Source organism: Deltaproteobacteria bacterium, assembly GCA_016709225.1.
GTDB classification, from domain to species: Bacteria; Myxococcota_A; Polyangia; order Nannocystales; family Nannocystaceae; genus Xiheibacterium; species Xiheibacterium phototrophicum.
The window spans coordinates 2,857,374-2,884,321 of sequence record JADJEE010000012.1 but is presented as its reverse complement, the minus strand read 5'-3'; the positions used below and the strand labels follow the sequence as shown (position 1 = coordinate 2,884,321).

Sequence of the window (26,948 nt, the reverse complement as noted above, 5' to 3'; positions counted from 1 at the left end):
TCACATGCAGACGGCGTCGCCGAGCGCGTTGGTGCAGACCATCGGGTCGGCCGCCGCCATGTCGCAGAAGTGCTGGCGGCACTCGATGAAGTTGCCCATCTCGGTGGGGCCGCCGTTGCTCGGCAGCGCGTTGGCCTCGGCGAGGCACGCGGTCTCGGCGGCGATTTCGTCCTCGCCCCACTTTGTGTGGTAGGGCTCGTGGCAGTTGGCGAGCACACAGCTGCAGTAGATCACCGCGGGGTCCATCGCATCGGTGTCGACCGAGTGATCGTGGCTGTCGGCGGCGCCGTGCTCCGCGGCGCCGTGCTCCGCGCCGCCGTGCTCCGCGCCACCGTGCTCGGCGGCCGTGTCGGTGCCGCCATCGTCACGCTTGCACGCCAGCGCGAGCGCAGCGACGGACCCAAAGACGAGCAGGAGGTTGCGCAATCGCGGTGCGGGGGTCGACATCATGGCCGCACGGTGCCCGACGACCCGCGGCACAGGCAAGCCTCGTGGCCCCCGGGAGTCCCCTTCATCGCGCGCCGCGGCGCAGCGCCAGAGTTCACGGGCGGTGGCCGTAGCGACGCGTCCTCGCGAACTCTGCGGTCAATTTGCGCAGGCGCTACGACACGCGACGGGACGGCGGCGCGCGGCCTCCCGGCTTGCGCTCCCGCTCCCGTGTCGCGGCAATTCCCGCGATTGCTCGCGGCCCGACGCGGGTGCTAGCCATGATCGCGTGCCATCGCTTCGCGCCATCGCCATCGGAGTCTGCCTGGGCCTCGGGTTCGCTGCCTGCGGCGAGGAGCCCGGCGACGAGGTGCCGCGCAGCTGCAGCGATGCGAGCCGACTGAGCTTGTTCGACGACCGCATCGCGCCGCTGTTGATCGACGGCAACAAGTCGGCCTGCAACCAATGCCACCTGGCCGGCATCGACCTCGGCCTCTACAGCAAGAGCGCCGACGAGTGCACGACGATCGCGTGCATGGCCGAGTCCGGCATCGTCGACCTCGAACAGCCCGAGAGCAGTGTGGTGCTGACGTGGATCCTCCGCGGCGAGCCCGACAGCGCGCTCATCACCGAGGAGGTGCTGCAGCAGGAGCACGACGGCGTGCTCGAGTGGATCCGCTTCCACGCCGAGTGCGGCAGCTCGGTGTGCGAGCCGGTCGACAACCCCTGCGGCGACAGCCCCGTGCAGGGCACCTGTGAGACCCCACCGTCGGGCCACGACCTGCCACCACGCGGCTGGACCGACCCGGGCGACTGCAGCGATCGCACGCTCGAGGACGCCTTCGCGGCGCTGGTCTACACCTGGCGAGGCCGCTGCTATCCCTGCCACTACGCCAGCAAGCCCGGCGACCCCGAGGACGCGCCGCGGTGGATCATCGAGGGCGACTGTGCGCTGGGTGCCGTGCAGTCGATGCATCAGGTGCAGTCGCTGGGCCTGGTCGATCTGGCGAATCCGGATCAGAGCAAGCTGCTGCTCAAGCCGCTGGCGGAGAGCATCGGGGGCGTCGAGCACGGCGGGGGCGACAAGTTCCTCGACGCCGAGGACGGCGCCTATGGAGATTTCCGCACGTGGGTGCACAAGCTCGCCGATTGCCAGGCGCAGTAGCGCGGCGGATCGGCGTCGCGCCGTGGGTGCTGTTGGGCTACGCCGCGATCGCGACGTGGATCCTGCGGCCGCGCATCGCCGAGCTCGATCGCCACATCATCGCCGGCAACGAGCCCTGTGACACCGTGCCCAACGCGATGGCGTGGGCGATCGGCTGGGGCCTGTCGCGCATCGATGCGCTGTTCGTTGGCTACTGGGACGCACCGATCTTCCACCCGGTGCGCGGCGCGTTCGTGCTGTCGGAGGCGATGCCGGTGCTATCGCTGTTGGTGTGGCCGCTGCACGCCGTCGGCGCACCGCTGGCGACCTGCGTCGACGCGCTGGTGCTGGGCTCGCTGGTCGCCAACGGGTGGTTCCTGCGGCGGCTGCTGCTGCACCTGCGGATCTCGCAGACGCCGGCGATGCTGGGCGGTGCGATCGTCGTGATGCTGCCGTTCACGCAGCTCGAGCTCGGCGTGCTCGCCCTGCTGTCACTGTGGCCCGCGCTGTGGGCGATGACCGCGGTGTCGGACCTCGTGCTCGTCCGCGCGGGTCGGCCGTGGCGAGCCGGGCTCGAGCTCGGCGCCGCGGTCGTCGTGGGCTACGGCTGCTGTGCGCAGCTGACGTTGTTCGCGGTGATGGCCGCGATTCCAGCGGTGGCGATCGCGACGCCGTGGCCGCGGCTCGCTCGTGCGCAGTGGGGTGGGCTGTGCCTCGCGATCGCGATCGGCGGCGCCGGCGTGCTGCCGGTCGCGATGCACCAACGCCACGTGCTCGCCGGCTTCGCGCTGTCCCGCAGCGAGCGCGTGCAGGACTATGGCGCGGCGACGGCGTGGCAGCTCGCGCGCGTGCCGTGGTCGCCGGTCGAGCCGGTGCCACGGCGCATGCTCGCGCGTCGATTCGGCGAGCGCGCGCTCGATCCGGGCCCGTTGCGCACGCTGCTCGCGGTTGCGGGGCTCGGCCTGGGCCTGCGCCGACGACGGTGGCGTCGGCCCGCGGGGCTGCTGGCGGGCGTGGCGATCGCCAGTGTCGGGCTCGCCGTGCTACCGCGGGTGGTGATCGCCGGGTGGTCGCCACAGAGCTCGCTCGCGGCGATCGTGCCGGGGCTCGAGCACGTGCGTGCGAGCTTCCGCGCCGTCGCCTTCGCCCAGCTCGCGGTGATCGCCCTCACGATGCTCGCTCTGCACCTCGCGTGGGTGCGCGCGCGGGCCAGCCAGCGTCGTTGGCCCCGGCTCGCCGTGGTGGTGTTCGGCGCGTGGGCGTTGCTCGAGCTGGTGCCGCCGCCGCCCAAGTGGATCCCGTTGCCGGATCACGACACCGCGTGGCAGCGCTGGCTGCGGCACGAGGCCGAGCCCGGCGCGATCGCGGTGCTGCCGTTCCCCGCCGGCGGTGACGTGTGCGAGCACGCGGACGCCACCGGTCAGATGTTGCGTGCGCTCGACCACGGCCACCCGCTGGTCAACGGCTACTCGAGCTTCTTCCCGCCGCTGTACGTGCGAACCGCCCGCGCGGTGCGGCAGCTGCCCGACGCCCGCGGGACGCTCGCACTGCGGATGATCCACACCCGCTTCGTGGTCGCACACGATGGCAGCGCGATCGACGGGCTCGACGCCGCGCGACGACGCGAGCTCGGGCTCAGGCTGCGCTTGCGCGACGACGACGCGGGCGTGACCATCTTCGAGCTGGTCGAGCCGCAGCACCCGCCTTGAGCCGGGGCCAGTCCGCGGTGCGAAAATCCGCCCCACGAACGGGGGTGCGCAGCGAGGACGGACCACGGCATGCTCGCCCCGCACGCGATGCCGCCCGAGCACCCACGACGCCCCGCACGCCACGGTCGATCGATCGCCGCGGCGCTCGTCGTGCTGGCGATCGTGGGTGCGTGCCTGCCCGCGTTCGCGCCCCGTCTGCGCGCGCGCGAGCACCATGCTGGCGTGTCGCCGCGAGCGACCGACGAGACCTGCATGGCCTGCCACCCCAGCGAGTACGAGCTGCGCGCCGACCCGGGGCTGCGCGCCCGCGCGATGGCGCCGATCGTGGCAGCGTGGATGATCACCGATCGCCGCGGCTGCGTCGGCTGCCACATCGTCCGGGAGCCGCGTCGATGAAGCGACCACTCGCCGCGATCGTGCCGCTCGCGCTGGCGTTCGCACCGACGACCGCGCGCGCGGATCATGTGCCCGGCCACGGCGCCTCGGAAGCAGTCCGCAACCTCAACACCCTGGGCGGCGGCACCGGGGCCGCGGTCTCGCGCATCATGCTGCTGCAGGAGCTGTCCCGCACCAAGCGCAACAGTCTCGCGCCCCACTCCGCCTACGTCACCTCGCTGCTGGGCGAGTACGCGCCGCATCCTTGGTTCTCGTTCGGCGCCCAGGTGCCGCTGCAGATCATCGACGAGGATGCCCAACGCACGAAGGTGGGGCTCGGCAACCTGCGCGTGCTCACGCGCGTCACGCTGCACGCCGACAAGCTGTTCCACCGCGTGCTCAGCTTCGGCGTCAATGCGACCTTCCCCACCCGCACCGTCACGTTCAGCGTCGATCCCGGCAAGACCTGGATCGCCGCGCCCTACGTGGTCTTCACCCGTACGCACGACGTCCGCCACGTGCATCCGTTCTGGCAGGTGCTCGGCACCTTGCCGATCGAGACCCGACCCGCCGGCACCGCGATCGATCTCGGCGCGGGCGCCCAGGGTGGCGTGAAGCTGGGCTCGCACGCGCGCCGCTGGGTGCGACGCGATCCGACCCGCACGCGTCGCGGCCTCGGCACACTCGCGCCGTCCGCCGGGCTGCTCGCGACCGTGCGCCTGGCGAGCTGGTGTCGAGCACCCCACGGCGGCGCCAGCTTCTGCCGCGAGGGTCGCGTCACCGAGCTCGCCCGCGAAGTGGGCTCGACCTCGCTCTACGCCACCGTCGGCGTCGCGTGGTCGTTCGCGCCGTGGGGGGCCATCAACGCCGCCATGCAGGTGCCGCTCACGCCCAAGCGAGACTTCGATCTCGGGGGCTCGATCGGGCTGCAGGCTGCGTTCTGATCGCGACGCCTGGAGGGCCGCAGGGCGCGGCGATGCCTCGACGTCACCACGCCATGTGGCAGCTGGCGCCATCATCGGTCAGCTGCCGATAGGTTGCAGACTCGCCGTGCAGATCGAGCAACACCAGGTCGCGCCCGTTCGCACTGCCCATGCACAGCGCGATGCCGAGCTCGTCGGGCGAGAGCGCGAAGCGGTGGATCAACTGGCCGATCGCGGCGGGAATGACCTCGAAGAACTGTCCGCTCGCGGTGTCCATCGCGACCAGCGTGTCGCCCTGGCCGTCGTAGATTCCGTCGCCGTCGACGTCGATGCGCGTCGACAGCACGAACATCACCGCAGAGCCGTCCGCTGACCACTGCGATGGCGCGCCGCCGAACTCGTAGATGTCGCCGATGGGTACCACGACCTGGCCGGCGCCGCTCGGGGGCAGCGCGTGCGCCACGAGCCCCTCGGCTGCGGCGTCGGAGCAACCGTCGCGCAGCGCCAGGAGCTCGGCGCCGGTCGGGCTCGGCGACGGCGCGTGCGTGGAGATGCAGCCCGCGTTGGCATCGCCGAAGATCTCGGGCACGCCGCCCTGCGCGGCGCGACCGATCGCGCTACCACCGTTCTCGTTGGAGTAGGTGAACCAGATCTCCGAACCGTCGTGATCGAACGCGAGATCGGCGAGGTCCTGGGCCGCGCCCTCACCGGGAATGGGATCCATGATCGCTTCGGGCGTTCCGCCACCGACCGGCACCCGCCAGATACCTTCGCTCTCGTCTGGCGTTGCCGAGGCGTAGTAGGCGGCGAGCGCGACGGTGGTTCGATCGGGATGGATCGCGAGCGACCGGATCTGCGTGTCGCCGCCGAGGTCGGTGACGAGCCAGGTCTGGTCGGTGGCGACGTCGTAAGCGTGGACGCTCTGGGCCCAGCTGCCGTCGTCGTGCAGGTACATCAGCACGGAGTCGGGCAGCGCGTCGCCCCCAACGGTGCCGGTGTCGTCGACCCCGGCGGTGCCGGTGTCGTCGGCGCCAGCGGTGCCGGTGTCGTCGGCCCCGGCGGTGTCGTGGGTGGATACGCCGCTCGGATCGCCGCCGTCGCTCTCGCCTGCGATCGGATCGTCGTCGTTGCTTGCCGTCCCGAGGTCGCAAGCGGTCGAGCAACACAGCACGAAGAGCAATCGGTGGCCGTTCATGGCGATGGGTGACACCCGGACCCAACGATCCGTCACGGAATCGTCAGCGACGGGGGGGCCGGTGGGTGTCGGCCTCGCTCAGGCCGACGCGCGTCTTCTCGCGCTCATCGACCGCGATTTCGTGCAGCACCTCGAGCCCAGGTGCGTCGGTCAGCGCGAGCGCCTCGTCGCAATCGCGCAGCGCTTCGTCGAAGCGGCTCGCGCTGCGCAACGACTCGCAGCGCTGGAGCAGCGCGTGGGGCAGCTCGTCGGGCAACGCGTCGGAGGCCGCGCGCAGCACCACGACCTGCTCGTCGAAGACTGCAGCCGCGTCGTGGTGGCGGCCGAGCGCGACCAGGGCCCGCGCGCGACCATCCAGCGCGAGCCCACGCGCATGGGCTGAGCTGCCGACGACGCGCACGATCATGCTGTCGGCGCGCTCGAAGCTCGCGAGCGCCTCGGCGAAGCGATGCTGGGCCATGCGCACGCGCCCGATCCCGACCAACGGATAGAGGAGATCGGGGTGGCCTTCGGGGTACATCCCCTCGAGCAGCGCGAGCGCCCGCAAGAAGCGCGCGGCCGCGGCGTCGTTGATGCCTTGCTGCAGCAGGTCGTCGGCGAGATTGCCCAGGCAGGTCGCCGCACCGCCATCGTCACCCGCGCGCTCGAACGCGGTGAGCGCGAGTTCGGTGACCGCGATCGCTTCGGCCGTGCGGCCCGCGCGGCCGAGCGATACCCCGAGGTTGGTGCGGGCGTTCGCCACCGCGAGGGCATCGTCGCCCATCGCGGCCCGCAGCGACTCGACCTCCGCCTCGAACAGCTCGACCGCAAGCTCGTGCTCACCCGCCGAGCCGACCACCTGCGCCAGCGTACCGCGCATCGTGGCGACCCGTGGATGATGCTCGCCCAGCACGGCCGCGAGCTCGGCAATCGCCGGCTCGAGCACCGCGCGGGCATGCTCGAGATCGCCGCGCTCGAACCACGCGCGTGCGAGGTTGTGACGGGCATCGGCACGAGCGACCACGGCATCCGGCAGATCGGCGACACGAGCGAGCGCACGCTCGAAGCTCGCCATCGCATCGTCGATGTGCGCCGTCTGCAGCTGCGCGGTGCCCAGGGCGTTGTCGATCGCCAGCGCAGCGATGGCGTCGGCATGACCGGCGCGCTGCCAGCTCGCGGTGGCGAGCTCGGCCCAGCGCACGGCATCGGGCAGCGAGCGATCGTACTGACCTGCGACCCACGCCAGGTCGGTGGCGGCGTCGACGGCGACCTCGTCGTGCCCGATCGCGATCGCCTGCCAGAGCGCCACCTCCAACGTCGTACGACCGTCATCGATCGGACCCAGTCGTAGCCGCTCGTGCCCCTCGAACGCGAGCGCCTCGACGAGCAGCGGCGGGTAGTCGAGCGCGCGGGCACCAATGCTGGCGTCCTCGGCCACGCGCAACGCATCGGGATGGCGCCCCGCGTCCGACAACGCACGCCCACGAGCAAGCTGCGTGCGCACGGCCTCCACCGCGACGACATCATCCATCGGCGCCACCGCAGCGGTCAGTGCAACCGGATCGCCGCAGGTCGCAATCGGACGCAGGCCGGCGAGCAAGTCGAGCACGTGGTCGATCGCATCGTCGTCGCCGCTCGCGAGTAGCCCGGCGACCGCCGCGAGCCCTCGGCGACGCACCGCGAGGCAGGCCATGCGGCGATCGAGCATCGCGTCGCTGTCATCACCGCGTACGCGCGCGGCCAGGCAGGCGTCGCGATGCATGGCGGCCCACGCCTCGGCATAGGCGTCGAGCTGCACGTGCGCGCGCGCCCACGAGGCCGGGGCCCATGGCCGGGTGCTGTCGAGGAAGGCGCGCTCGACCGCCGCGCGTGTCGCTGGGTCCCACGCGCCCGCGAGCGCATCGTCGTCTGGCTCGCACACGCCGGGCTCGCGCGCGAGCGCCACGGCGACACCCGCGAGCGCGAGTCCGCCACCGACCAGCGCAAGTGTGCGACGGCGACCCCGCGCAGGAGCGTGCGCCAGGGCTTCGGCGAACGCGTCCATCGAGGCGAAGCGATCGTCGGGATCCACCGCGAGGCCGCGCTCGACGATGGCGACGAGCCAGCGCGGCGGCCTGCGGCCGCGCGACGGAATCGTCACGCCACGGTGCTTCGCCGCGAGCAGCCGCCTTGCATCCACGCGGAAGGGACGCTGGCCCCACAGCGCCTCGTACAGCGCGACCGCCAGCGCGTACTGATCGGCCGCGGGCCCGACCTCGCCGCCTTGGTGCTGCTCCGGGGCCATGTATGCCGGCGTGCCGACCACGCGGCCCTCAGCGGTGAGCGCGGTGGTATCGAGCTGGAGTTCGGCGACGAGATCTTCGCCCTCCACCTGCGCGCGTGGCTGCTCGGTGGTCGAGCGCGCGATCCCGAAGTCTCCGATCTTCACCGTGCCGTCGTTGGCGACGAAGATGTTGGGCGGCTTGACGTCGCGATGCACGAGGCCGGCCGCGTGCACGCGCGCGAGCCCGCGTGCGACCGCGATCCAGATCTGCACGATCTCCCCGATGCTGCGCGGGCCCGCCCGCAGCCAGGTGTCGAGGTCGACCCCATCGACGAGCTCCATCACGAGGTAGACATCGCCTCGGTGCATGCCGACCTCGTAGACCGCGACGACGTTGGGATGCGAGATGCGGGCGAGCGCGCGCGCCTCGGCGAGCAGACGCGCGCGGGCCGACTCGTTGCGCGCGAGCGCGAGCGCGGAGATCCGAACGATCTTGATGGCGACGTCGCGATCGAGCTCGGGATCACGGGCGCGCAGCACCACCCCCATGCCGCCGCTGCCGAGCGCCTCGAGCACGAGGTAGCGGCCGATGCGGTTGGGCATCACGGCGCAGCTCCGGCGCAGCTCGCTCGCACGCGAGCTCGCCACGGCTCGGCGCGCGACTCCGCCAGGAAGGCCGTGGCCTCGGCCCGTGCTTCCTCGGCCCGATCGAGCGCGCAGAGCACTTCGATGCGCAGCACCATGCGACGCTCGGGCTCGCTCGTGGGTGCGAGCTCTGCGTGGCGATCGACGAGCTCGAGCGCGCGCGCCGGCGAGATCGCGACTGCGGCCTCGGCATCATCGAGCATCCCCGCGGTGGAGGGCTTCGGCGCGGTGGTCTCCGCGACGTCGAGCGGTGGCGGCGTCGCGCGCACCGGCGCCGGCACGGGCGCGACGACCGGGGGCGGACGCAGCGCGAGTCCGGCGACGACGGCGATCGCAGCGACGACGGCCACGGCGAACCCGATGCGCAATGCGCCCCGCCGCGCGGGCCTCGGGTCGGCGACGCTGGCGGGCGCACGCTCGGTGTCGGCGGTCACGCGCGACACCACCATGCCCCAGCTGTCCTCGACGACCGACACGGGTGGCAGGTCCTGCGCCATGGCCAGCTCGACGAGCTTGCGTGCGCGCTCGCTCAGCTCGTCATCCACGGCAGTTCTCCTTTGCGCTGGGCGAGGAAGCGATCGAGCACCGCGTCGAACGAGCGCCGAGCGAGACGCAAGCGCGAGTAGACGGTGTTGAGCTTCGCACCCGTGAGCTCGGCAATCTCCGGTGCAGTCATCTTTGCGACCTCGGCCATCACGAAGACGCTGCGCTGATCGTCGTCGAGTCGCGTGAGCAAGTCGTCGAGCACGCCGACCGCCTCGACCCGCGACAGGCTACGATCGGGTGCGGTCGGCGGACGGCCGAGCTCGGCCTGCTCTTCGCGGCGTGCTCGCGCGGCACCCCGACGGCGGTGCTCCTGCATGACGTGGAATGCGATCCCGAACAGCCACGTCGTGATCGCCGAGCGCCCCTCGAACTCCGGGAGTCGGCGATGCACGACGACGAAGACCTCCTGCACGAGATCGTCGACATCGGCATCGGGGACCCCCAAGCGACGAAGGCTGCGCCACACGAACGTGTGATGCTCGCGGTAGATCGCCTCGAGCTCGGGGACCTGCACGGTCGCACCGCTGGGGGTCGTGATCGACATCGAATCGGGTGCTTCGAGCCTCTCACGGACAGGGCACCACGTCTGGGCAGGCACCGTCGGCTCGGCGCGCAGTGGTCTGTGTGCACCCGGCGACGTCGAACGCGTTGCCAGGCGCGAGGTCGACCACGGTGTCGCTGCGCCAGCCACGATCGATGCCATGGGCCGCGCTCGCGATGATCTCGCTGTTCGTGACGAACGCCCCCGCGGGCTGGCCGAAGATGCGGATCGCGGCATCATTGATCGGCTCACCGGGGTACATGCAGGAGTTCGAGCCGCTCGAGCTGGCACCACCGGCGTACTCGATCCGGACGTGATCGAGCGCGTCGAGCGGGTCGGGGCTGCCGCCGAAGTAGACCCCGAGCCAGTCCCCGGCGGCGGGGTGTTCGGACGCCGAGGTGAACACGATCGGATCGTCGGCGGTGCCCAACGCCACCAGCGCACCGGTGGCCGGGGCATCGCCGGTCGCGTGTTCGACGGTGAGCACACCGTCTTGTTGGAACTGCAGCTCGACGCCCGCCTGGATGGTGAGTACGGCGAGCCCGGCTTGGTTGCCCTGCACACGTAGCTCGCCGACTTGGCCGGGCTGGCCGACGAGGTAGGGCACGCCGCGATCGAAGATGGTCGCGTCGGTGTAGATGGTCTCGGTGTTGGCCGTGGTCAGCACGATGCGATCGTCGGCGTTACCGGTGTAGGTGCCCTCGGGGATCGCCGACACCATCGTCGCGGACGCGCTGATCGGGTGCGATGCACCGCCGCTGATGACGAGGTCGGCGGAGTCGGCCCAGATCGACGCGGCACCGTCGATGCGCAGGCCCGCCGCCTCGGAGCCGAGGATCTGCACGTAGTGCAGGCGTGCGACGTCGGTGGGCGTGGTGATGCCCAACGGTGCACGCAACAGCAGCGCGCCGGTGAGATCGGGCAAGCTGTTGCCCACTGCCCCGCCGCCTTCGATGCGCGTGTAGAACAGCTGCACCTCGCCCCCGAGCGTGCGGATGGTGCTCCAAGGCGCTTCGTCGAGCCGCTCGATGACCACCGGTTGCTGCTCGGTGCCGTCGGCGACGAGCGAGCCGCCGGCACCGATGGTGAGCATGACGTTCTTGCCGAGCTGCACGCGCGCACAGGCTTCGACGAGCACAGGCGCGTGGATCGTGAAATCGTAGGGCAGCAGGTGCGGGCTGCCGTCGGCGGTCCATACCTGCGCCTCTTCGACGTTGTCGCCGGGATGCATCGTCGGCCCGGCGGTCGGTATCGGACAGTCCTCGACGATGCCGTCGTCGTCGCTCGAGCTCGAGTCTGCGCTGCCGCCATCGCTCGTGCTCGTGGCGGTGTCGCTGCTCGCGACCGTGCTCGAGCCGTCGTCCGACGAGCTCTCGTCGGCGCCGGACGGGTCGCCGACAGGCTCGGGCCCGCTCTGGACGACACAGGCCATGGCAAAGCAGCAGGGCAGGGCTCGCAGATCCATCGGGGTATCGCGCGCCGGCCACGGCGCGTCCTCGGACATGGGTGATGGCCGGCCACCCATATCCGTCACGAAAAGCGACGCGCCCCGGCGGCCTCCACGACCACTGTACGTCCGACTCGAACGAGTCCGGCGGTGCGGCGTGTCGACACTCGCCGATGCCGGCCATGTCGGGGTCCGCGGAGGGTTCGAACGGTTGCACGGCATCACAGCCGGGAGTTCCCGCGGGACCGGCGGCCGCTCCCGGCTCGCGTCGATTTCACCGGGGCAGGCCTACCGCGGAGCGCCCGCGGGCGCGCAGAGCCGACTTTCGACCGCCCCCCGCCGATCGCAATGATCGAATCCCCGGGTCAGCGCATCTCCTGCAGGCGTGCACCACCCTACCCACCTGCGCACGTCGCTCGTCGCCCTCCTGCTGCCCTGCGCCTGCTTCAACCCTGAGACCGCGCCGCGTACGGGCGGCACCTCGACGGTCGACGGCAGCAGCAGCGGCGGCGCAGGCTCGTCGTCAGATCCCGCGTTCGAGAGCTCGGGCGGCGGCTTCGCGAGCTCGTCCGGTGGCATCGCGGTGACGGACTTGTGCGGCAACGGGGCGATCGACGTAGGCGAGGAATGCGATGGCGCATCGCTCGGCAATCGTGATTGCACCGACGTGGGCAAGACGTCGGGCGAGCTCAAGTGCACGTTCGACTGCACGCTCGACACCGGCCTGTGCATCGCCTGCGGCGACGGCGTGCTCACACCGGGCGAGCAATGCGACGGCGATTTGTTCGCCGGCGCCGAGACATGCGCCGACCTCGGCCTCGGCAGCGAGGCCGAGCCGCTCGGGTGCACCGAGGCGTGCGAGCCGGAGTTCTCGTCGTGCAGCGCCTGTGGCGACGGCGAGGTCCGTCCGCCCGAGGACTGCGATCCCAACGCCGCCGAGACCACCATCGACTGCAGCTCGCTCGGGATGGGCTCGGGCACGGCAATGTGCAACACCGGCTGCGGATGGGACACCGGCGGGTGCAGCAGCTGCGGCAACGGCGTTCGCGACGGCGCCGAGGCTTGCGACAACACCGATCTCGGCGGCCAGGACTGCGCGGACTCCGGGTTCGCGACCGGTACCCTCGGATGCCACAGCGACTGCACCCTCGACGTCGCGGCCTGTTCGAGCTGCGGCGACGGGGTGAAGAACGGCGGCGATGCCTGCGACGGGTCCGACCTGGGCGGCGCGAGCTGCTCGAGCCAGGGCTTCGTGAGCGGAACGCTCGGCTGCAACGATGATTGCACGTTCGACGTCGACGCGTGCAACGGCGCCGGTTGTGGCGACAACATCATCAACGGCAGCGAGGCCTGCGACGGCGCCCAGCTCAACGGCCACAGCTGCGCGACCGAGGGCCACCCGGGCGGCGTGCTGACCTGCCGCAGCGATTGCACCGGGTTCGATGAGACCCACTGCTGGAGCTGTGGCAACGGCGCGGTCGAACCGGGCGAGCAGTGCGACTCGGGCAGCTTCGGCGGCCAGACCTGCATCGGCCTCGGCCTCGGCTACTCGGGCGGCAACCTGTCCTGCAGCGGCACCTGCACGATCCTCACGAGCGGCTGCTACAGCTGCGGCGACGGAGCCATCAACCCCGGAGAACAGTGCGACGGTGCGCAGCTCGGCGGTCTCAGCTGCGAGAGCCTCGGGTATGTCGGCGGCAACCTGACCTGCACCGGGTGCGCGCTCAACAACAGCGGTTGCACGCTGTGCGGCGACGGCATCATCGATCCCGGCGAGGAGTGCGACGGCAGCAACAAGCTGTCGTGCGAGGATCTCGGCTACCAGCTCGGCAACACCACCTGCATCGCCTGCTCGCTCAACGACGACAACTGCGAGAACGGCCCGACCACGACGAACGGCTGCCTGCTGCCCCCGCCCGAGACCGGCGGTTGCTGAGCGCGACGTCGCGTGGATGGCGTTCGCACACTACGCTGGCGGTCATGATCACAGAGCGATGGCCCGTGCGGTGCGAACTCGTCGGTCTCCTGGTCGCGGGCGTGTCGATGTTGGGCTGCGACCGGATCTCTGCAACGAGCGAAGCAACCCCGAGCCCGCAGACCGAGGCGATCGGCTCGATGCCCAGCAACGCGGCCGCTGCGAACACCAGCAACGAGACGGCCGCGAAGCCTGGCACCGCTGTCGCACCGACGCCGTCCGACGGCGAGCGCATGCTCGCCGAGCTCACGCCCGATACCGTGGTCGGACCGGCGGGCGTGTGGACGACGTCGGAGGACCCGGAGGACCCCTACGTCCGCCGCGACGACCGCGACGCGCAGCTCGCATTCGCGGTGCACTCGTTCGCGCCCGACGGTGTCGAGCACCGCGTCGTGGTAGCGAGTATCGCTACCCGATCGACCCGGACCAGTGCCTCGTGAGCACCGCGCCCCACGACGGCTCCGACGTGCCCGACGTGCTGATCGAGCGCACGCGCGGCCGTGGTCGCACGAAGCGCTACGCCTATCGCGGTGGCAAGCTGGTCGCGATCCGCTGAGCGTCCTCCACCGCGTGCCCGGATTCGGTCAACACGTCGATGCCGGCGTGCACGCTCTTGGCCAAGCCCACGAGGTCGTAGCCACCTTCGAACAGCACCACGAGTCGACGCTCGGCGTGGCGCCGCGCGCGGGCCCATGACCTGCCCGCTCAGCGCCGCGAAGCCGATCGCGAAGAACGTCGGGCCGCATGCGAGGCGCGCCGTGGCGAACGCATCCTGCGTCGTTCTGTGGTGGTGGGTTCTCACTCGCACGCGGGAATGGGCGTGTGTGCGGAGTCGTTCGCCAGCATCGCGCCGAGCTCGGTCGCCGCGGTCAGGCTCGTGCAGTTCGGCAGCGTGGCGAAGCACGACGGGCGCACGCGCTCACCGTCGTCGTCCTCGACGAGCCACCGCGCTTCGGCAACGCACAGCGCGCCTCGGGGACCCCACGCGGCTTCGAACGACATCTCCGGGTCGTGGACCGGCTGCTGCACGCCGAGGGTGTCGTAGACGTCGATCCGCGTGCCCTCCAGCGTCCAGGGCTTCCCATCACCGCAGTAGTCCGCGCGTGCGAGCCGCGTACAACTCTGGTGGAGTTCGGCGCCGACCTCCCACGGTGCGTAGCCCCAGGCCACGCACTTCGCGATGACACCGGACTTGCACGCGTAGGTCAGCTCGGCGGCGTCGAAGTGGGGCGCACCGCGCTCATCCCAACGGCCCTCGACGAACACGCCCTCGTCACCCTCCGCACACAGCGGCGAGCCGTCGATCGACACGGCGAACCGATCGCCCTCGGGGCGCTCGAGCAGACCGACGCGCATCGCGATCGTTCGGCCGTCCGCGCTACGTGCCTCGAGTTCCGCATCGCGCACCTCTTCGCCGTCGGCGACCAGCCGGCCCCCGTGCAGCACGACGCTGGCCCCGACGAAGCGGAAGCCGTCGAGGTCGCGCAGGCGCGGTGCCTGCTCCTTGCTGCCCTCGAGCGCACGGCCCTGGCCCTCGATCCCCTGCAACGTGATGCCCTGGACGTCCCACTCGGGCTCGGCCCTGCGCGCCGCGACGCTCGGCACGGGGAAGCAGCGCTCGCTGGTGTCGCAGGCGGTGGCCCCCAAGATGGGGAGGAGCGAGAGTTGCAGCGCGACGCGGATGGGGATGTGCATGTGCATGGTGTCTCCTGACCGGGCAAAGACGATGCGGCGGCGTACTGCCGCCTCATCGTCGTCGGGTTGTGAACGGGCTCGCTACTCGCAGGCCACACGCTCGTCGAGGTTGACGGTGATCCGTTCGGCGTAGACGCGACCGTCGTCGCCACGGCATCCGGCCGCGTCACAGACGTCGCTGCACGCACCAAGCACCGTGATCGCGCAGGTGCTCGGATCGTCGCCGCAGGTCCGCTCGGGTCCGCTCGCGCCGTCGGGCAGGCATGCGTACATCGTCTTGTCAGGGCCGAACAGTCGCCCGAAGTACGTGGCTTCCTCGACATCGAACGCGTCGGCCTCTTCCTCGGTCGCGACCAACTGCGGATGATCCCCAAGCAAGGAGATCTCGCGCGACTGCCCGAGAAAATTGGTGCGGGCGATCAGGCACGCGCTCACCCATCCCTGGCAGGCCTCGCCGCACACGCCCCCGTCCTCGGCCCACTGTGGGGCGAGGCCGATCGCGCCGTCGAAGCGTAGGGGAATGCCGGCCGACGCGATCTCGATCGATTGCTCCGGTCCGAGCGCGCAGCCCACTGCATAGGAGACCGCCCGTCGGACCTCGTCGTCCGCCAGCGCTTCGGGGCCGACGGCATCTTCGATCGCGCCACCGGTGAGCTGGGCGGCGGGTAGTGACGTCCCGAGCAGTCCGTTGGCCAGCAGGATGTTCGAGGTGATGACGTTGGCCGTGAGCTGATTCGCGGTTTGTCGTCGTTCGCTGATGCAGTCGCGGTCCGGAACCGTCGTACACGATCCGAGCGCGAGCACTGCGGGCAGGGCAAAGAATGGCACATGGCGCATGGGCACCTCCGCAGGGAGGAGATGCACGGCGGGACAGATCGATCACCGGCGCATGTCGATTGGACTGCGAACGGTCGTCCCGCCGGCCTCTCGCCCTCGGAGCCGGTCGATCGACGCCAGCACGCCCGTCGCGCAACCGAGCCACCGCGCGAGCGTTGCACCGGGAGCCGGGGGAGGTTGGAAGCGTTGCCCGAGGTCATCCCGAGGGTGATACCGGCGACTGGATCGGCACCCGGTCGCCGACCGGCGTGGACGTCCTTCGATCGCCACCGTCGGGGATGCGACCGGACGCTGCGTTCGCGGCGGAAGCGACGCGAGCCCGCCGCGCGCCGCGACGGCGGGGCCCCACTCACCGCGGTCGCGTTGCCGTCACGGGCCCCGGCGCACGCGCAGCACACGAGCCAGCCGCTCGATCGCGCTCCGCAGCTGCGCCCCGTCGTGACCAGCGAAGCCGAGCCGCAGGAACGATCGCTTGCGCCCATCGAAGGCAAATCGCTGCGCGGTCTGCAGCGACACCCCGACCCGTGCGACCCGCTCGGCCCACGCGTCGACGTCGATGCGCGGCGCATGGGCCCAGATCGCCATGCCGCCCGGTGGCACGGCGAAGCGCAAGGCGTGGCCGAGGTGGCGCTCGAGCGCGGCGGCCATCACGTCGCGGCGCGCCGCGTAGACCCTGCGCATGCGGTGCGCGTGTCGATCGATCTCGCCATCCTCGGCGAGCTCGGCGACCGCCAGCTCGAGGGCGCGATCGCCTTGGCGGTCGACCAGCGCGCGGTAGGCGGTCATGCGTGAGAGCAAGGGGCGCGGCGCGATCGCGAAGCCGAACCGCAGACCCGGCGCGAGGATCTTCGACAGCGTGCCGAGGTAGACGACGACACCGCCATCGTCTTGGCTCGCGAGCGGGAGCACCGGCTTGTTGTCGTAGTGGAACTCGTGATCGTAGTCGTCCTCGAGGATCGCGATGCGCTCGCGCCGGGCGAGCGCGAGCAACTGCATGCGCCGCGCCTGCGAGAGCAGCACCGTGGTCGGATACTGATGGTGGGGCGTCAGGTAGACCGCGCGGACGCGTCGCGTCTCGACCAACGATGTCAGCACCGACACGTCGAGGCCCTCGCGGTCGACCGGTATCGGCACCAATTCGGCACCCGCCGCGCGCAGGGCCTCCCACGCCGGACGATAGCCCCACGACTCCACCGCGATCACGTCGCCGTCCGCCACGAGGTTGCGCGCCGCGAGGTACAGCGCCATCTGACTGCCGCGGGTCACGAGCACGTCCTCACCCGAAACCGCCAGGCCGCGCGCGCGCGAGACCATCGCTGCGATCGCGCTGCGCAGGCGCGGCTCGCCGGCGGGGTCGCCGTAGCCAAGCGGCGCCGCGGCCGACGACAGCGCCCGTCGATACGCGCGAACCAGCGGTGTGAGCGGCACCAGCGAGAGGTCGGGCAGACCGCCGTGCAGCGCGATCACCCCGCGTGGCACCGGCGGCGTCGCGACGCTCGGCACCGCCGGCGCCAGCTCGAAACCCACGCGATCGCGGGGGGCGCCTGTGCGCACTGCGGCGCGTCGGGTCGCGCGCTCGGGCAGCTCGATCGACACGCGCGTCTGCTTCGCGCGCGTCGCTGTGATGAAGCCCTCCGCCTCGAGCTCGCGGTACGCCGCCAGCACGGTATTGCGATGCACGCCCAACGAAGCGGCGAGCGTGCGCGAGCCCGGCAGCGCTTCGCCGGGCCGCAGGCGCCCGCGCAGGATGTCGTCCGCCAGCGCCCGCGCGATCGAGAGGAACACCGCCTCGCCGGCGGGGCGTCGGCCGAGGTCGAGCGAGAGGCTTGTTCGCATGGCGGGCACGAGGGTAGCGGCGCTGGCGGGCCGACGGCACCACCGCATCCTCACCACTGGTCCATGCGAAATCTCCCAACTGGTACTCCCGGATGGACCAGTCGGGCGACATGGTCGCAGGGCATGCGACGCCCGGTGTTCCGCACCCCGACCGAGACCGCGCGCGAGCTGTTCGCGCGCAGCCCGAGCTTCGAACTCGCCTCGACCACGCCCGACGGCCGACCGGTGCTGCGGACGCTGCACGGGGTGGTGCTCGACGGTGCGCTGGCGTTCCACGGCGCGCCCACCGGCGAGAAGCTCGAGATCGTCGGACGCGAGGCGGTGGTCGCCGTGCACGAGGTGATCGCCGCGCTCCCGAGCTACTTCACGGACCCCGAGCGCGCCTGTCCGGCGACCACGCTCTACGAGAGCGCGCAGGCCCACGGCGTCGTGACGCAGGTGACCGAGCCGACCCGCAAGGCCGCGGTGTTGCAGGCGCTGATGACGAAGCTCCAGCCCGAGGGCGGTCACGCACCGATCACCGCCGACGACCCCCGCTACACGCCCGCGGTCCGCGGCATCCTCATCCTGGAGGTCCGGCTCGACGAGATCGACGGCAAGGCCAAGCTGCTGCAGCACAAGGGCCCCGCCTCGCGGGACGCGATCGTGGCGGCGCTGTGGCGACGCGGTGAACCCGACGACGCACTCGCGATCGAACGCGTCCTCGCGGTCGGCGATGCGGCCCAGCGTCCGGCCTTCCTGCGCGGGCCGGCCGACACCACGCTGCACGTCGCGCTCGCGCCCGGCGACGCCGCACAGGCCGCAGACCTGCTCGCCGACGCCTACTGGAACGACATCTTCGATCACGATGACCTCGTCGGCGCGCACGAGGGCGCGACCGCGTGGGTCGGCGCGAAGCAGGGCGGAGCGCTCGTCGCGAGCGCGCGGGCGATCTCCGACGGCCACAAGCACGCGTGGATCTACGACGTGGTGGTGCGCAAGGACCAGCGCGGTCGCGGACTCGGTCACGCGGTGGTGCGCCTGCTGCTCGATCACCCGCGGGTGCGAAGGGCCAAGCGCGTGCACCTGGGTACCCGCGATCGCATGGCGTTCTACGCAGCGATGGGCTTCGTCGAGACGTCGACGGTGACGCGACCGTATCGCTCGATCGACATGGTGCTCGCCCGCCCTCGATGACTTCGCAGCGAGGCTCGCACGTGCGGCAGTGACGGCACCGCCACCCGAGGGCAGGCGCAGCCACGGGTGTCGTCACGCGCCCCCGATCGATCGCGATGCGGCGGCAATCCAGCACACGCCGCCCTTGCCTGCGCCCCACATCGTGAGCACGCGACGCGACCGTGATGGCGTAAGATGGCGTGCTCGCGATGCCATCGCCACTGTCGCTGCTCCTGTCGAGTGCGTTCGTCGCCGCGCCCGCGTCCACGCCGGAGCCGGGGATGGCGACGTGGGTGTGGCTCGACAGCAAGGGCGTGGAGGCGACGCCACAGGCACTGGCGCAGCGGGCCGACGAGCTGTCGCCGCGGGCGCTCGCGCGTCGCCGTCGCGCGCGAGGTGATCTCGGCGTGGACGCGCGCGACCTCGCGATCGCGCCCGCACGCCTTGCCGCGATTGCAGCCACCGGCGCCCGCATCCGCGTGGTCTCGCGCTGGCTCGGGGCCGTCAGCGTCGAGGCCGACGCGGCCACCCGCGCACGGCTGCGCGCGCTGCCGTGGGTGCGCCAGCTCGCGCCGGTCGCCGCGGGGCATCGCGGCGAGCCAAGACTGACCGGCACGCCGCACGACGCAGGCGGCGTCGACCCGACCTACGGCGTGGCCTTCGATCAGCTGCAACAGATCGGTGTTCCCGAGCTGCATGCGTGCGGGCTGAGCGGCGACGGCGTGGTCGTGGGCGTGCTCGACAGCGGCTTCGTGCTCGACCACGCCGCGTTCGCCGGGCTCGACGTGATCGCCGCCCACGACTTCATCCACGACGACGACATCGTCGCCGACGAGCTCGACGACGTGCCCGGACAGCACAACCACGGCACCTGGGTGCTGTCGCTGCTCACGGGCCATGTCGACGGGCTCTACAGCGGCGCGGCGCCGGGCATCTCGGTGCTGCTCGCGAAGACCGAGGACATCAGCCAAGAGCAGCCGATCGAAGAGGACTACTACGTCGCGGGCCTCGAGTGGATCGAGTCGATGGGCGCGGACATGTCGACCGCGTCGCTGGGCTACTTCGCCTGGTATGGCCCCGAGCAGCTCGACGGCCACACCGCCGTGACGACGCAGGCGGCCGTGATCGCGCTCGACAACGGCCTCATCATGTTCGAGTCCATGGGTAACGCCGGCCCCGCGCCGACCTCCCTCGGCGCACCGTCCGATGCCGATCGGCTCGTCGCCGTCGGTGCGGTGCAGCCCGATGGCGTGCTCGCCGACTTCTCGTCGCGCGGACCCACGAGCGACGGCCGCATCAAACCCGACGTGTGCGGACCGGGCCATCCGGCGTGGGTCGTCGATCTCGCGACCCCCGATCAGTATGGTCAAGCCTCGGGCACCAGCCTCGCGGCCCCATTGGTCGCCGGTGTCGGCGCGCTGTTGCTGCAGGCGTATCCCGAACTCGGCCCGCAGGAGATGGTCGACCTGCTGCGCGACACTGCGAGTCGAGCCGCGATGCCCGACAACGACTACGGCTGGGGCATCGTGCAGGGACCTGCGGCCGCTGGGCTGTACTGCACCTGCCACGACGTCGACGACGACGGCGCATGGGACCTCGGGTGCGGTGGCGACGACTGCGACGACCTCGACGACACCACACAGCCCGGCGCGCCTGAGCAGTGCGATGGTCGCGACAACGACTGCGATGGCACGGTGCCCGCCGAAGAAGACGATGTCGACGGCGACGGCGTGCGGGCTTGCGCCGGCGACTGCGATGACGACGACCCGGCCGTGCATCCCGGCGCGATCGAGGCCTGTGGCGATGCTCGCGACGGTGACTGCGATGGTCTCGCCGACGCCGACGACCCCGACTGCGCGGCGCCCGGCACCACCGGCTCCGACGACAGCGGCGGTGGCCACGGCAGCAGCAGCGCCGCCACCAGCGACGACGCGACGGGTGGCGAGCTCGACACCTCGGCAGCCGGCTCGAGCGACGGTGGACCCGCGGCCGCCGGCGATGGCGGCGGCTGTGCCTGCGATGCGGCGGGCGGCCACACGTGCGGTGCTGCGCCGGCGCTGTGGATGCTGTGGCTGCGACGACGGACCCGACCACGCCGCCGGTGACGATCACGCCGCGGGTCGTCGACGTCGCACCCGCACAGCGATCACATCTTCGCGAGCTCGCAGGCCAGCCACTCGCCGAGCTTCTGCCGCTCTTCGAGCGTGGGCGTGGGCGCCGAGATCGGCATCAGCTCGTTGGTCGCGGCTGGGCCCGCAGCGGCCTTCTGGTCGACGTGGTCGGCGACCGCGAGCACGCCCTGCAGCGAGTCGAAGTCGTGGTACAGCGGCGCGCCCTGCCGATCGGCACCGGTGAGGGTCGATGCGTGGCAACGCGTGCAGTAGGTCTGCATGAAGGTGTTGCCGAAGTTCTCCCACGTGAGCGTGGAGCCCTCCGGACACACCGACTCGGTGGGCGGCCCGAACTCGCCCTCGCCGGTGTCGTGGTCGTGGTCGTGGCCGGCGCCGTGCTCCTCGGCACCCTCGTCATCGTGATCGTCACACGCGCTCGCGAGCGCGCTCGAGGCAAGCAGGGCGACCAAGGGGATCCAACGAGTGCGGCGCGTCATCTCGAGGGCAGTATGCCGCGGTCTGGACCGTGGTGACGCCCGTGCGCGGGGAATTGCGAGGTCTGACGCTGCGGCCGGCCGCCTCGCACGAGGGGTGCGAGAATCCGCCGCACTGTCGAATCCCCTGCGCTGCGCTATCAGGGTTCCGTGCTCCGCACCGCACGAGCCCGCACGGCCGCGGCGTTCTTGTTGGTCCTTGACGCCGCGGCTTGCGGGGCCTCGGGCGAGCTCGGCGCCCCGTGCGAGCTCGGCAGCGACTGCGACGACGGCCTCTTGTGCGATCGTCATGCCGCGCGGGGCAGCTGCCAGCCGCCCCACGAAGACGCGAACGAACCCCCGCTGCCCACCGGCGGCTGTGCAGCCGAGACCCGGGCACAGCAGTACGAGCTCGGCCTCGAGGGCGATGGTGCGTGGGCGCGCGTGCGCTTCGTCGATGCGATGCCGGCCCCGCCCCGCAGGGGCGACAACGTGTGGGTCGTCGACATCCACGACGACGCCGGCATGCCGCTCGACGACCTCGAGATCCTCGTCGATCCGTACATGCCCGATCACGCCCACGGCACCGCGATCCGCTGCGAGGTCACCCCCGAAGGCACCCCGGGTCGCTACCGCCTCGAGCCGGTGAACCTGTTCATGCCAGGCCTGTGGCAGGTCACCCTGACGGTGCGCGACGAGGTCGACGAGGACGCGATCGTGTTCTCGTTCTGCGTCGACGCGTGACCGCGGCAACGCAGCGACGCCGGTCAGGACGGTGTCATGGCCCGTCACAGTCCCTGTGTCGAGGTACTAGGCTGTGTCCGGTTTCCCATCAAGCCCCGAAGATGCGTAGATAGCGGTGGATGAAGGCAAGCCGGACCATCCCGCCGAAGTTGATGGCGGTCTTCTCGAAGCGGGTCACCACGCGTCGCGACTCCTTGAGCCAGCCGATGAGGCACTCGACGATGCTGCGGCGCCTGTAGAGGCGCTTGTTGAAGGCGACCGGGCGCAGCGCTCGAGTCTCGTTGTGCTTCGTGGGGATCACCGGTGTGATCCCCAGGGCGAGGAGATACCTATCGATCCACTCCGCGCGGTAGCCCTTGTCGCCTGCGAGTGCCAACGGCCACTCCATGACGACACCTCGATCATCATGCAGTGCTTCGTCAGCACCTTGAAGGACCGGCGCGAGCATCGGTCCGTCGTGGGCTTGTCCGGCGCTGAGCTCGAAGTGGAGTGGGTGGCCCTCAACGTCACACAGGATGTGGATCTTCGTGCCCCAGCCCCCGCGGGAGCGCCCCAGAGCGTGATCCGCTGGCTCCTGCGGATCGGATCTTTTTCCCCCCGCCGCTGCTGCAGCGCGCAGCTCGAATCGATGTCCCGTCGATGCACCACAACTCGGAGGGGTCCGCGTCGTGCGGGACGGCGATGCTCCGCAATCGCCGAAGTACGCGGTCGAACGTCTCGTCCTTCGTCCACTTGTCGAAGAAGTCCCAGGCGGTCGACCATGGGCCGAAGCACTCCGGTAGGTCTCGCCACGGAGCCCCAGTTCGCAACACCCAGAAGATCGCGTCGAGCATGAGACGACGATCCCGCGGCCGCCGACCGGTCTTGAAGTTGTTCGTCGGGAACAGGTCCCCGATCAGCTCCCACTGCGCGTCGGTAAGGCGGTGGCGAGGCATGCCCGTCGTGGTCATGCCCCCTGGATCACGGATCCCCGATCCGCCCAAGAATTTGACGGTTTCGGGGAAACCGGACACAGCCTAGTACCTCGACACAGCGATAGTGATGGGTTCACGCGGCGGCCGGCAACGGCGTGTCGAAGAGCGGCTTCGGGTAGGCGTGGCCAAGCTTCCGCCGTGCGTCGTCGACTCGGAACATCCAGTTGATGCGATGGCCGTCGCGGTTGCGTGCGGCGGACCACGCGTCGACGTGGACTTCGAGCATCGCGCGGTCGGGAATGCGCCGGTCGAGGCACTGCCCGCTGAGCACGCCGATCTCGATCTCGACCATGTTGAGCCAGCTCGCATGCTTGGGTGTGTGATGGAACTCGAGCCGTCGAAGGATGCGGCGGGCTTCCGGGGCGGGGAAGGCGTCGTACAGGTTCTTCGCGCGGTGCGTGCTCAGATTGTCGAGTACGACGCGGATGACGTCGGCGTTCGGGTAGTGAACGTCAACGAGGTCGCGCATGCACTCGGCGAAGTCGATGCTCGTGCGCTGGTCGGTAACCTTGGCGTGTCGCCATGGCCGATGCGCGTCGACCATGACGAAGATGTTGACGGTTCCGTTGCGTGTACTCGTAGTCGATGCGCGCGGGTTGGCCCGGCTTCGCTCGGACGGACGCACGTGTCTCGCCAATCAACTGGTACGGCTTCTCGTCGAAGGAGACGACCGGCCGCTTCGGATCGGGCGTCTCAGCGTAGAGGTCGAGCACGTCCTCCATACGCTCGACGAACTCGGCATCGACACACGGGATGCACCACATCTTCTTCTGCCAGGGCTTGAGATCGTTCTCGGAGAGCCTCCGCCGGACAGTTTCGCGAGAGATGCTGTCGTGGTCGACGAGTTGCACGACCTCGCCCGCGAGAAGCTCGAGGGTCCAGCACTTGCGACCGGTTGGCGGCTTCGAGCATGCCAGCGCGATGAGGACGGCTTCCTCGCGTCCTGAGAGTTTCCGCTCCGGCCTGGGCCGAGCACGATCGCTGAGCGCTGCATCGAGTCCTTCCTCGACGAACCGCTTCTTCACTCGGTAGATCGTCGCCGTGCCGCAGCCGAGCACTTGCGCGGTCTCCTCATCCGAGAGACCTCGATCACACGCGAGCAGGATCTGCGCACGCGTGCTTGCGCGCTCGCTCAGTGCCTCGACCGAGCCGTTCTCGAAGACCTTCGCGCTCGTCTTCGGTCAGCTCTACGATGTAGCGGACGTTCATCGGACCTCCGGCTCCGCGGAGCCACACGTCTCAGATCACATCCGAGATCCCATGTCGATCCCCGCCGACGCCGCATTCACCGACAAGCAAGGCCAGTACCTCGCCTTCATCTACCTCTACACCAAGCTCCATCGCCGGCCCCCCGCAGAGGCCGACATGCAGGAGTACTTCGAGGTCACGCCCCCGGTCGTGCACTCGATGGTCGTCACCCTCGAGAAGCGCGGCCTGATTCGACGTGAACCCGGCCGCGCTCGAACCATCGAGATCCTCGTGCCGCCTGCGCAGCTCCCAGAGCTGCGTTAACCGCGCCTCAATCGATCACTATCCCTGTGTCGAGGTACTAGGAGCCGAGCGCCTGGTAGCTCTCGCGTGCTGCGAAGCGACCGCGCCCGAGGTTCGTGACCGACACCTGCGCGCGCAGCTCGACGCGGCGGAACTCGGCCGAGACCTGTGAGAGGGGTGCGCGCCCGATGTGGCTCGGGTCGGCGGAGCCCCGCGTCGACGACGGCGCGCCGAGCCGCGACGACAGCTGTGCGGTGCGGTCTGCGACCCAGCGCGAGGCCGCGGCGGCGTCGGGCAATCGCCCCGAGCGATCGACCGCGACGAGGCGATCGGCGGCGTCGAAGCCGAAGGCGACCGCGCTCTCGCCCCCGCGGGTGTCCAACGCGACTGCGGGCACGCCGTCGCAGCGTAGCGTGCTCCCCGAAGCCACGCACGCGACGCCGTGGTCGCGGGCCCAGGCCACGACCGTCGCGCGATCGCTGGTGCCGAGCACGAAGCCCAGCGCGTCGCGCGATTCGGTCGCGTCCACCCCTGCGAAGGGCGCCAATGTCCGAGCCCGTGCGCGATCGCGATCCGCCGCGGTCATCTGCGCGAGCTCGGCGTGCGGGCAGGATCCGCCCATGCCGGGCAGGTAACGCAGCAGCGGCCGACCGGCCTCGGAGTGGGCAAAGCCCACCAGCGCCACGAAGGCGACACCAAGGCCGGTCACGGCAACGCACCCACGAACGACACGACGACGGATCTTCGACTGCATGACGATGCTCCTGTGGTCGATGCGGACTACTGGCCGATGATCGTGGCTTCGAAGGCCGGGTCGACCAGCGGCGGCGCAAAGCAGTAGTTGATGTCGTCGTCAGGGACGCCCGCGTCCATCAACACGCCCACGATGAGGGCGATGAAGTCGTCATACTGCTGCTGCGTGATGCCCATGCCGGCATGCGCGGCCTCCATGCTCGGCCCGGTGTACGCACCCGTCGTGCAGCCGTACGCATCGGAGATGAAGTTCGCGAGGCTGGCCTTGAACGCATCGACCGCCTCGGTGCCCTCGCCCACGAGTGGGGCGAAGAAGTCGGCGAACTCGGGGTCGGCGGCGGCCTGGTCGACGATGAGGCCGGCGACGGTCGGCACCGCCGCGCCGTAGGTCATGCACACGTCGGTCATGCACGCGGGCTCGCCGGTGCTGCTGTCGGCGCCACCGCTGCTCGAGGGATCGTCCGTGGTCGAGTCATCGGTGGTGCTCGCGGTGGTGCTCGCGGTGGTGCTCGCAGTCGTGCTCGCAGTCGTGCTCGCGGTCGTGCTCGCGGTCGTGCTCGCGCTGGCGTCGCCGGTCGAACCGTCGGCGTTGCCGTCGGTCTCACCGTCGTCGCCGCCGCAGGCAGGGAGCGCGATCAACAGCGCGAAGAAGCCGGTCTTGAGGATCGAAGCGTTCATGTCGAGTTCCTTTCTCGCAGGTGCGCCCGTCCGCGGCGGACACGACGGTCCACGGACGCGCTCAATGGGTGTGTCGCCGTGTACGCGCGCCGCCGACCGGCGGATCGAAGCCATCGGCGATTCTTTCTCGACCGCTGCGCTCCGCCCGGCGCGCGGGGAATCACCCGTGTGACGCGGGTGCGCCAACGCGGCGCCACAGCACGGTCAACACGCCCGCCGATAGCAACACCAACAGCGCATACAGCAGCGGCAGCCACAGCATCTGCGACTGCGCATCGGCCGGAAACGTGGCGACGATGATGCCGATCGCCAGCGGGCTGTTCTGGATGCCGGTCTCGAATGCGATCGCGCGACGCTGCGGCACGCCGAAGCCGCACGCCGCGGCGCTCAGGTAGCCCAGCCCGAAGCCCGCGAGTCCGAGACCGCCGGCGGCGACGAACATCACGCCCTGGGTCTGCCCGAGTGTGTCGAGGTTGCTCGTGACGCCGGTGACGACCAGCACCGCGAGCACGCCGATGCCGGCCCAGCTTCCGAGCCGCTCGAGCACCGCGGCACGCCGCGGTGCGCGGGCGCGCAGCCACATACCGAGTGCCAGCGGCACCAGCATCAGCGCGAGCGTGCTGATGATCCCGCCGTAGGGGATCGCGAAGCTCGTCGAGCTCACCGATCGCCCCCACAGCCCCAGCACCGCGGGCATGAGCACCACGGCGGCGACCGTCGAGATCGCCGTCATCGACACCGACAGCGCGACGTCGGCACGGGCGTAGAGCGTGTAGAGGTTCGAGGTGGTGCCACCAGGCACGCAGCCGACCACCAGCAGCGACAACGCGTGCTCCGGCGGCAGCGCGAGCGCGCGTCCGAGCGCCCATGCCAACAGCGGCATCCAGCCGAACTGCGAGGCGAGCCCCACCAGCGGTGCGAGTGGTCGGCGTGCGACGGCGCGGAAGCTCTCGAGCGTGAGGCCGGCACCCATGCCGGCCATCAGCAGCAGCAGCAACGACGCGAGCAGAGCCTTCTCGAAGGGGCCGAGCAC

Annotated in this window: 24 protein-coding genes and 1 pseudogene; 10 read left to right on the top strand and 15 right to left on the bottom strand. The window is 70.7% G+C overall.

The window, feature by feature from the left end; genetic code table 11:
• Positions 1-450 (bottom strand): hypothetical protein, encoded by a 450-nt coding sequence (locus IPH07_36970; GenBank protein ID MBK6923039.1) that lies wholly within the window; start codon positions 448-450, stop codon positions 1-3.
• Between the two features lie 265 nt (positions 451-715).
• Here IPH07_36970 and IPH07_36965 point away from each other — a divergent pair, with 265 nt between their 5' ends.
• From IPH07_36965 to IPH07_36950, 4 genes are all read left to right on the top strand, one after another.
• Positions 716-1,591, top strand: a complete 876-nt coding sequence (locus IPH07_36965; GenBank protein ID MBK6923038.1) for a hypothetical protein — start codon at positions 716-718, stop codon at positions 1,589-1,591.
• Complete coding sequence (locus IPH07_36960) at positions 1,576-3,279, top strand: hypothetical protein (GenBank protein MBK6923037.1); 1,704 nt, start codon at positions 1,576-1,578, stop codon at positions 3,277-3,279. Before IPH07_36965 ends, IPH07_36960 begins: the two co-directional genes overlap by 16 nt.
• A 69-nt stretch (positions 3,280-3,348) precedes the next feature.
• Complete coding sequence (locus IPH07_36955; GenBank protein ID MBK6923036.1) at positions 3,349-3,675, top strand: hypothetical protein; 327 nt, start codon at positions 3,349-3,351, stop codon at positions 3,673-3,675.
• Complete coding sequence (locus IPH07_36950) at positions 3,672-4,598, top strand: hypothetical protein (protein MBK6923035.1); 927 nt, start codon at positions 3,672-3,674, stop codon at positions 4,596-4,598. Before IPH07_36955 ends, IPH07_36950 begins: the two co-directional genes overlap by 4 nt.
• Before the next feature lie 43 nt (positions 4,599-4,641).
• On the opposite strand, the gene IPH07_36945 is transcribed toward IPH07_36950, so the two are convergent.
• Genes IPH07_36945 through IPH07_36925 form a run of 5 tightly spaced genes read right to left on the bottom strand, consistent with a single transcriptional unit; the run spans position 4,642 to position 11,250 of the window.
• Positions 4,642-5,772, bottom strand: a complete 1,131-nt coding sequence (locus IPH07_36945) for a hypothetical protein (GenBank protein ID MBK6923034.1) — start codon at positions 5,770-5,772, stop codon at positions 4,642-4,644.
• Between the two features lie 43 nt (positions 5,773-5,815).
• Positions 5,816-8,617 (bottom strand): serine/threonine protein kinase, encoded by a 2,802-nt coding sequence (locus IPH07_36940; GenBank protein MBK6923033.1) that lies wholly within the window; start codon positions 8,615-8,617, stop codon positions 5,816-5,818.
• Positions 8,617-9,204 carry a hypothetical protein gene (locus IPH07_36935; protein MBK6923032.1) on the bottom strand — a complete coding sequence of 196 codons (588 nt, stop codon included), beginning with the start codon at positions 9,202-9,204 and terminating at the stop codon, positions 8,617-8,619. The genes IPH07_36940 and IPH07_36935 overlap by 1 nt, the downstream gene beginning before the upstream one ends.
• Complete coding sequence (locus tag IPH07_36930; protein ID MBK6923031.1) at positions 9,189-9,749, bottom strand: sigma-70 family RNA polymerase sigma factor; 561 nt, start codon at positions 9,747-9,749, stop codon at positions 9,189-9,191. Before IPH07_36930 ends, IPH07_36935 begins: the two co-directional genes overlap by 16 nt.
• A 22-nt stretch (positions 9,750-9,771) precedes the next feature.
• Positions 9,772-11,250: a hypothetical protein gene (locus IPH07_36925; protein MBK6923030.1), complete on the bottom strand. Its 1,479-nt coding sequence runs from the start codon at positions 11,248-11,250 to the stop codon at positions 9,772-9,774.
• Positions 11,251-11,578: 328 nt separating this feature from the next.
• Here IPH07_36925 and IPH07_36920 point away from each other — a divergent pair, with 328 nt between their 5' ends.
• Positions 11,579-13,129 (top strand): hypothetical protein, encoded by a 1,551-nt coding sequence (locus tag IPH07_36920; protein ID MBK6923029.1) that lies wholly within the window; start codon positions 11,579-11,581, stop codon positions 13,127-13,129.
• Positions 13,130-13,173: 44 nt separating this feature from the next.
• Entirely contained in the window at positions 13,174-13,608 is a 435-nt protein-coding gene (locus IPH07_36915; protein MBK6923028.1) for a hypothetical protein, read from the top strand.
• Between the two features lie 358 nt (positions 13,609-13,966).
• On the opposite strand, the gene IPH07_36910 is transcribed toward IPH07_36915, so the two are convergent.
• The 3 genes from IPH07_36910 to IPH07_36900 all read right to left on the bottom strand — a co-directional run bounded on the left by IPH07_36910 (position 13,967) and on the right by IPH07_36900 (position 17,536).
• Entirely contained in the window at positions 13,967-14,869 is a 903-nt protein-coding gene (locus IPH07_36910) for a hypothetical protein (protein MBK6923027.1), read from the bottom strand.
• Positions 14,870-14,944: 75 nt separating this feature from the next.
• Entirely contained in the window at positions 14,945-15,700 is a 756-nt protein-coding gene (locus IPH07_36905) for a hypothetical protein (protein MBK6923026.1), read from the bottom strand.
• Between the two features lie 369 nt (positions 15,701-16,069).
• Positions 16,070-17,536, bottom strand: a complete 1,467-nt coding sequence (locus IPH07_36900) for a PLP-dependent aminotransferase family protein (GenBank protein MBK6923025.1) — start codon at positions 17,534-17,536, stop codon at positions 16,070-16,072.
• Positions 17,537-17,659: 123 nt separating this feature from the next.
• On the opposite strand from IPH07_36900, the gene IPH07_36895 reads away from it, so the two are divergent.
• Both IPH07_36895 and IPH07_36890 read left to right on the top strand, forming a co-directional pair.
• On the top strand, positions 17,660-18,712 hold the full coding sequence (locus IPH07_36895) for a GNAT family N-acetyltransferase (GenBank protein ID MBK6923024.1): 1,053 nt from the start codon (positions 17,660-17,662) through the stop codon (positions 18,710-18,712).
• 188 nt (positions 18,713-18,900) lie between these two features.
• Positions 18,901-20,796: a S8 family serine peptidase gene (locus IPH07_36890; GenBank protein MBK6923023.1), complete on the top strand. Its 1,896-nt coding sequence runs from the start codon at positions 18,901-18,903 to the stop codon at positions 20,794-20,796.
• Between the two features lie 41 nt (positions 20,797-20,837).
• On the opposite strand, the gene IPH07_36885 is transcribed toward IPH07_36890, so the two are convergent.
• On the bottom strand, positions 20,838-21,299 hold the full coding sequence (locus IPH07_36885; protein ID MBK6923022.1) for a hypothetical protein: 462 nt from the start codon (positions 21,297-21,299) through the stop codon (positions 20,838-20,840).
• A 147-nt stretch (positions 21,300-21,446) separates the two neighbouring features.
• On the opposite strand from IPH07_36885, the gene IPH07_36880 reads away from it, so the two are divergent.
• Positions 21,447-22,019 carry a FixH family protein gene (locus IPH07_36880; protein MBK6923021.1) on the top strand — a complete coding sequence of 191 codons (573 nt, stop codon included), beginning with the start codon at positions 21,447-21,449 and terminating at the stop codon, positions 22,017-22,019.
• 88 nt (positions 22,020-22,107) lie between these two features.
• Here the strand turns inward: IPH07_36880 and IPH07_36875 are convergent, their stop codons facing one another.
• A complete protein-coding gene (locus IPH07_36875; protein MBK6923020.1) occupies positions 22,108-22,863 on the bottom strand; it encodes an IS5 family transposase in 756 nt (251 codons plus the stop codon).
• Positions 22,864-23,066: 203 nt separating this feature from the next.
• A pseudogene (locus IPH07_36870) lies at positions 23,067-24,202 on the bottom strand (IS630 family transposase).
• 51 nt (positions 24,203-24,253) lie between these two features.
• On the opposite strand from IPH07_36870, the gene IPH07_36865 reads away from it, so the two are divergent.
• Complete coding sequence (locus tag IPH07_36865; GenBank protein MBK6923019.1) at positions 24,254-24,505, top strand: MarR family transcriptional regulator; 252 nt, start codon at positions 24,254-24,256, stop codon at positions 24,503-24,505.
• Positions 24,506-24,542: 37 nt separating this feature from the next.
• On the opposite strand, the gene IPH07_36860 is transcribed toward IPH07_36865, so the two are convergent.
• The 3 genes from IPH07_36860 to IPH07_36850 all read right to left on the bottom strand — a co-directional run bounded on the left by IPH07_36860 (position 24,543) and on the right by IPH07_36850 (position 26,948).
• Positions 24,543-25,193, bottom strand: a complete 651-nt coding sequence (locus IPH07_36860) for a hypothetical protein (GenBank protein MBK6923018.1) — start codon at positions 25,191-25,193, stop codon at positions 24,543-24,545.
• 71 nt (positions 25,194-25,264) lie between these two features.
• Positions 25,265-25,915: a hypothetical protein gene (locus tag IPH07_36855; protein MBK6923017.1), complete on the bottom strand. Its 651-nt coding sequence runs from the start codon at positions 25,913-25,915 to the stop codon at positions 25,265-25,267.
• 160 nt (positions 25,916-26,075) lie between these two features.
• The gene (locus tag IPH07_36850; GenBank protein MBK6923016.1) at positions 26,076-26,948 is read right to left on the bottom strand and encodes a bile acid:sodium symporter; all 873 of its coding nucleotides are present in this window, start codon (positions 26,946-26,948) and stop codon (positions 26,076-26,078) included.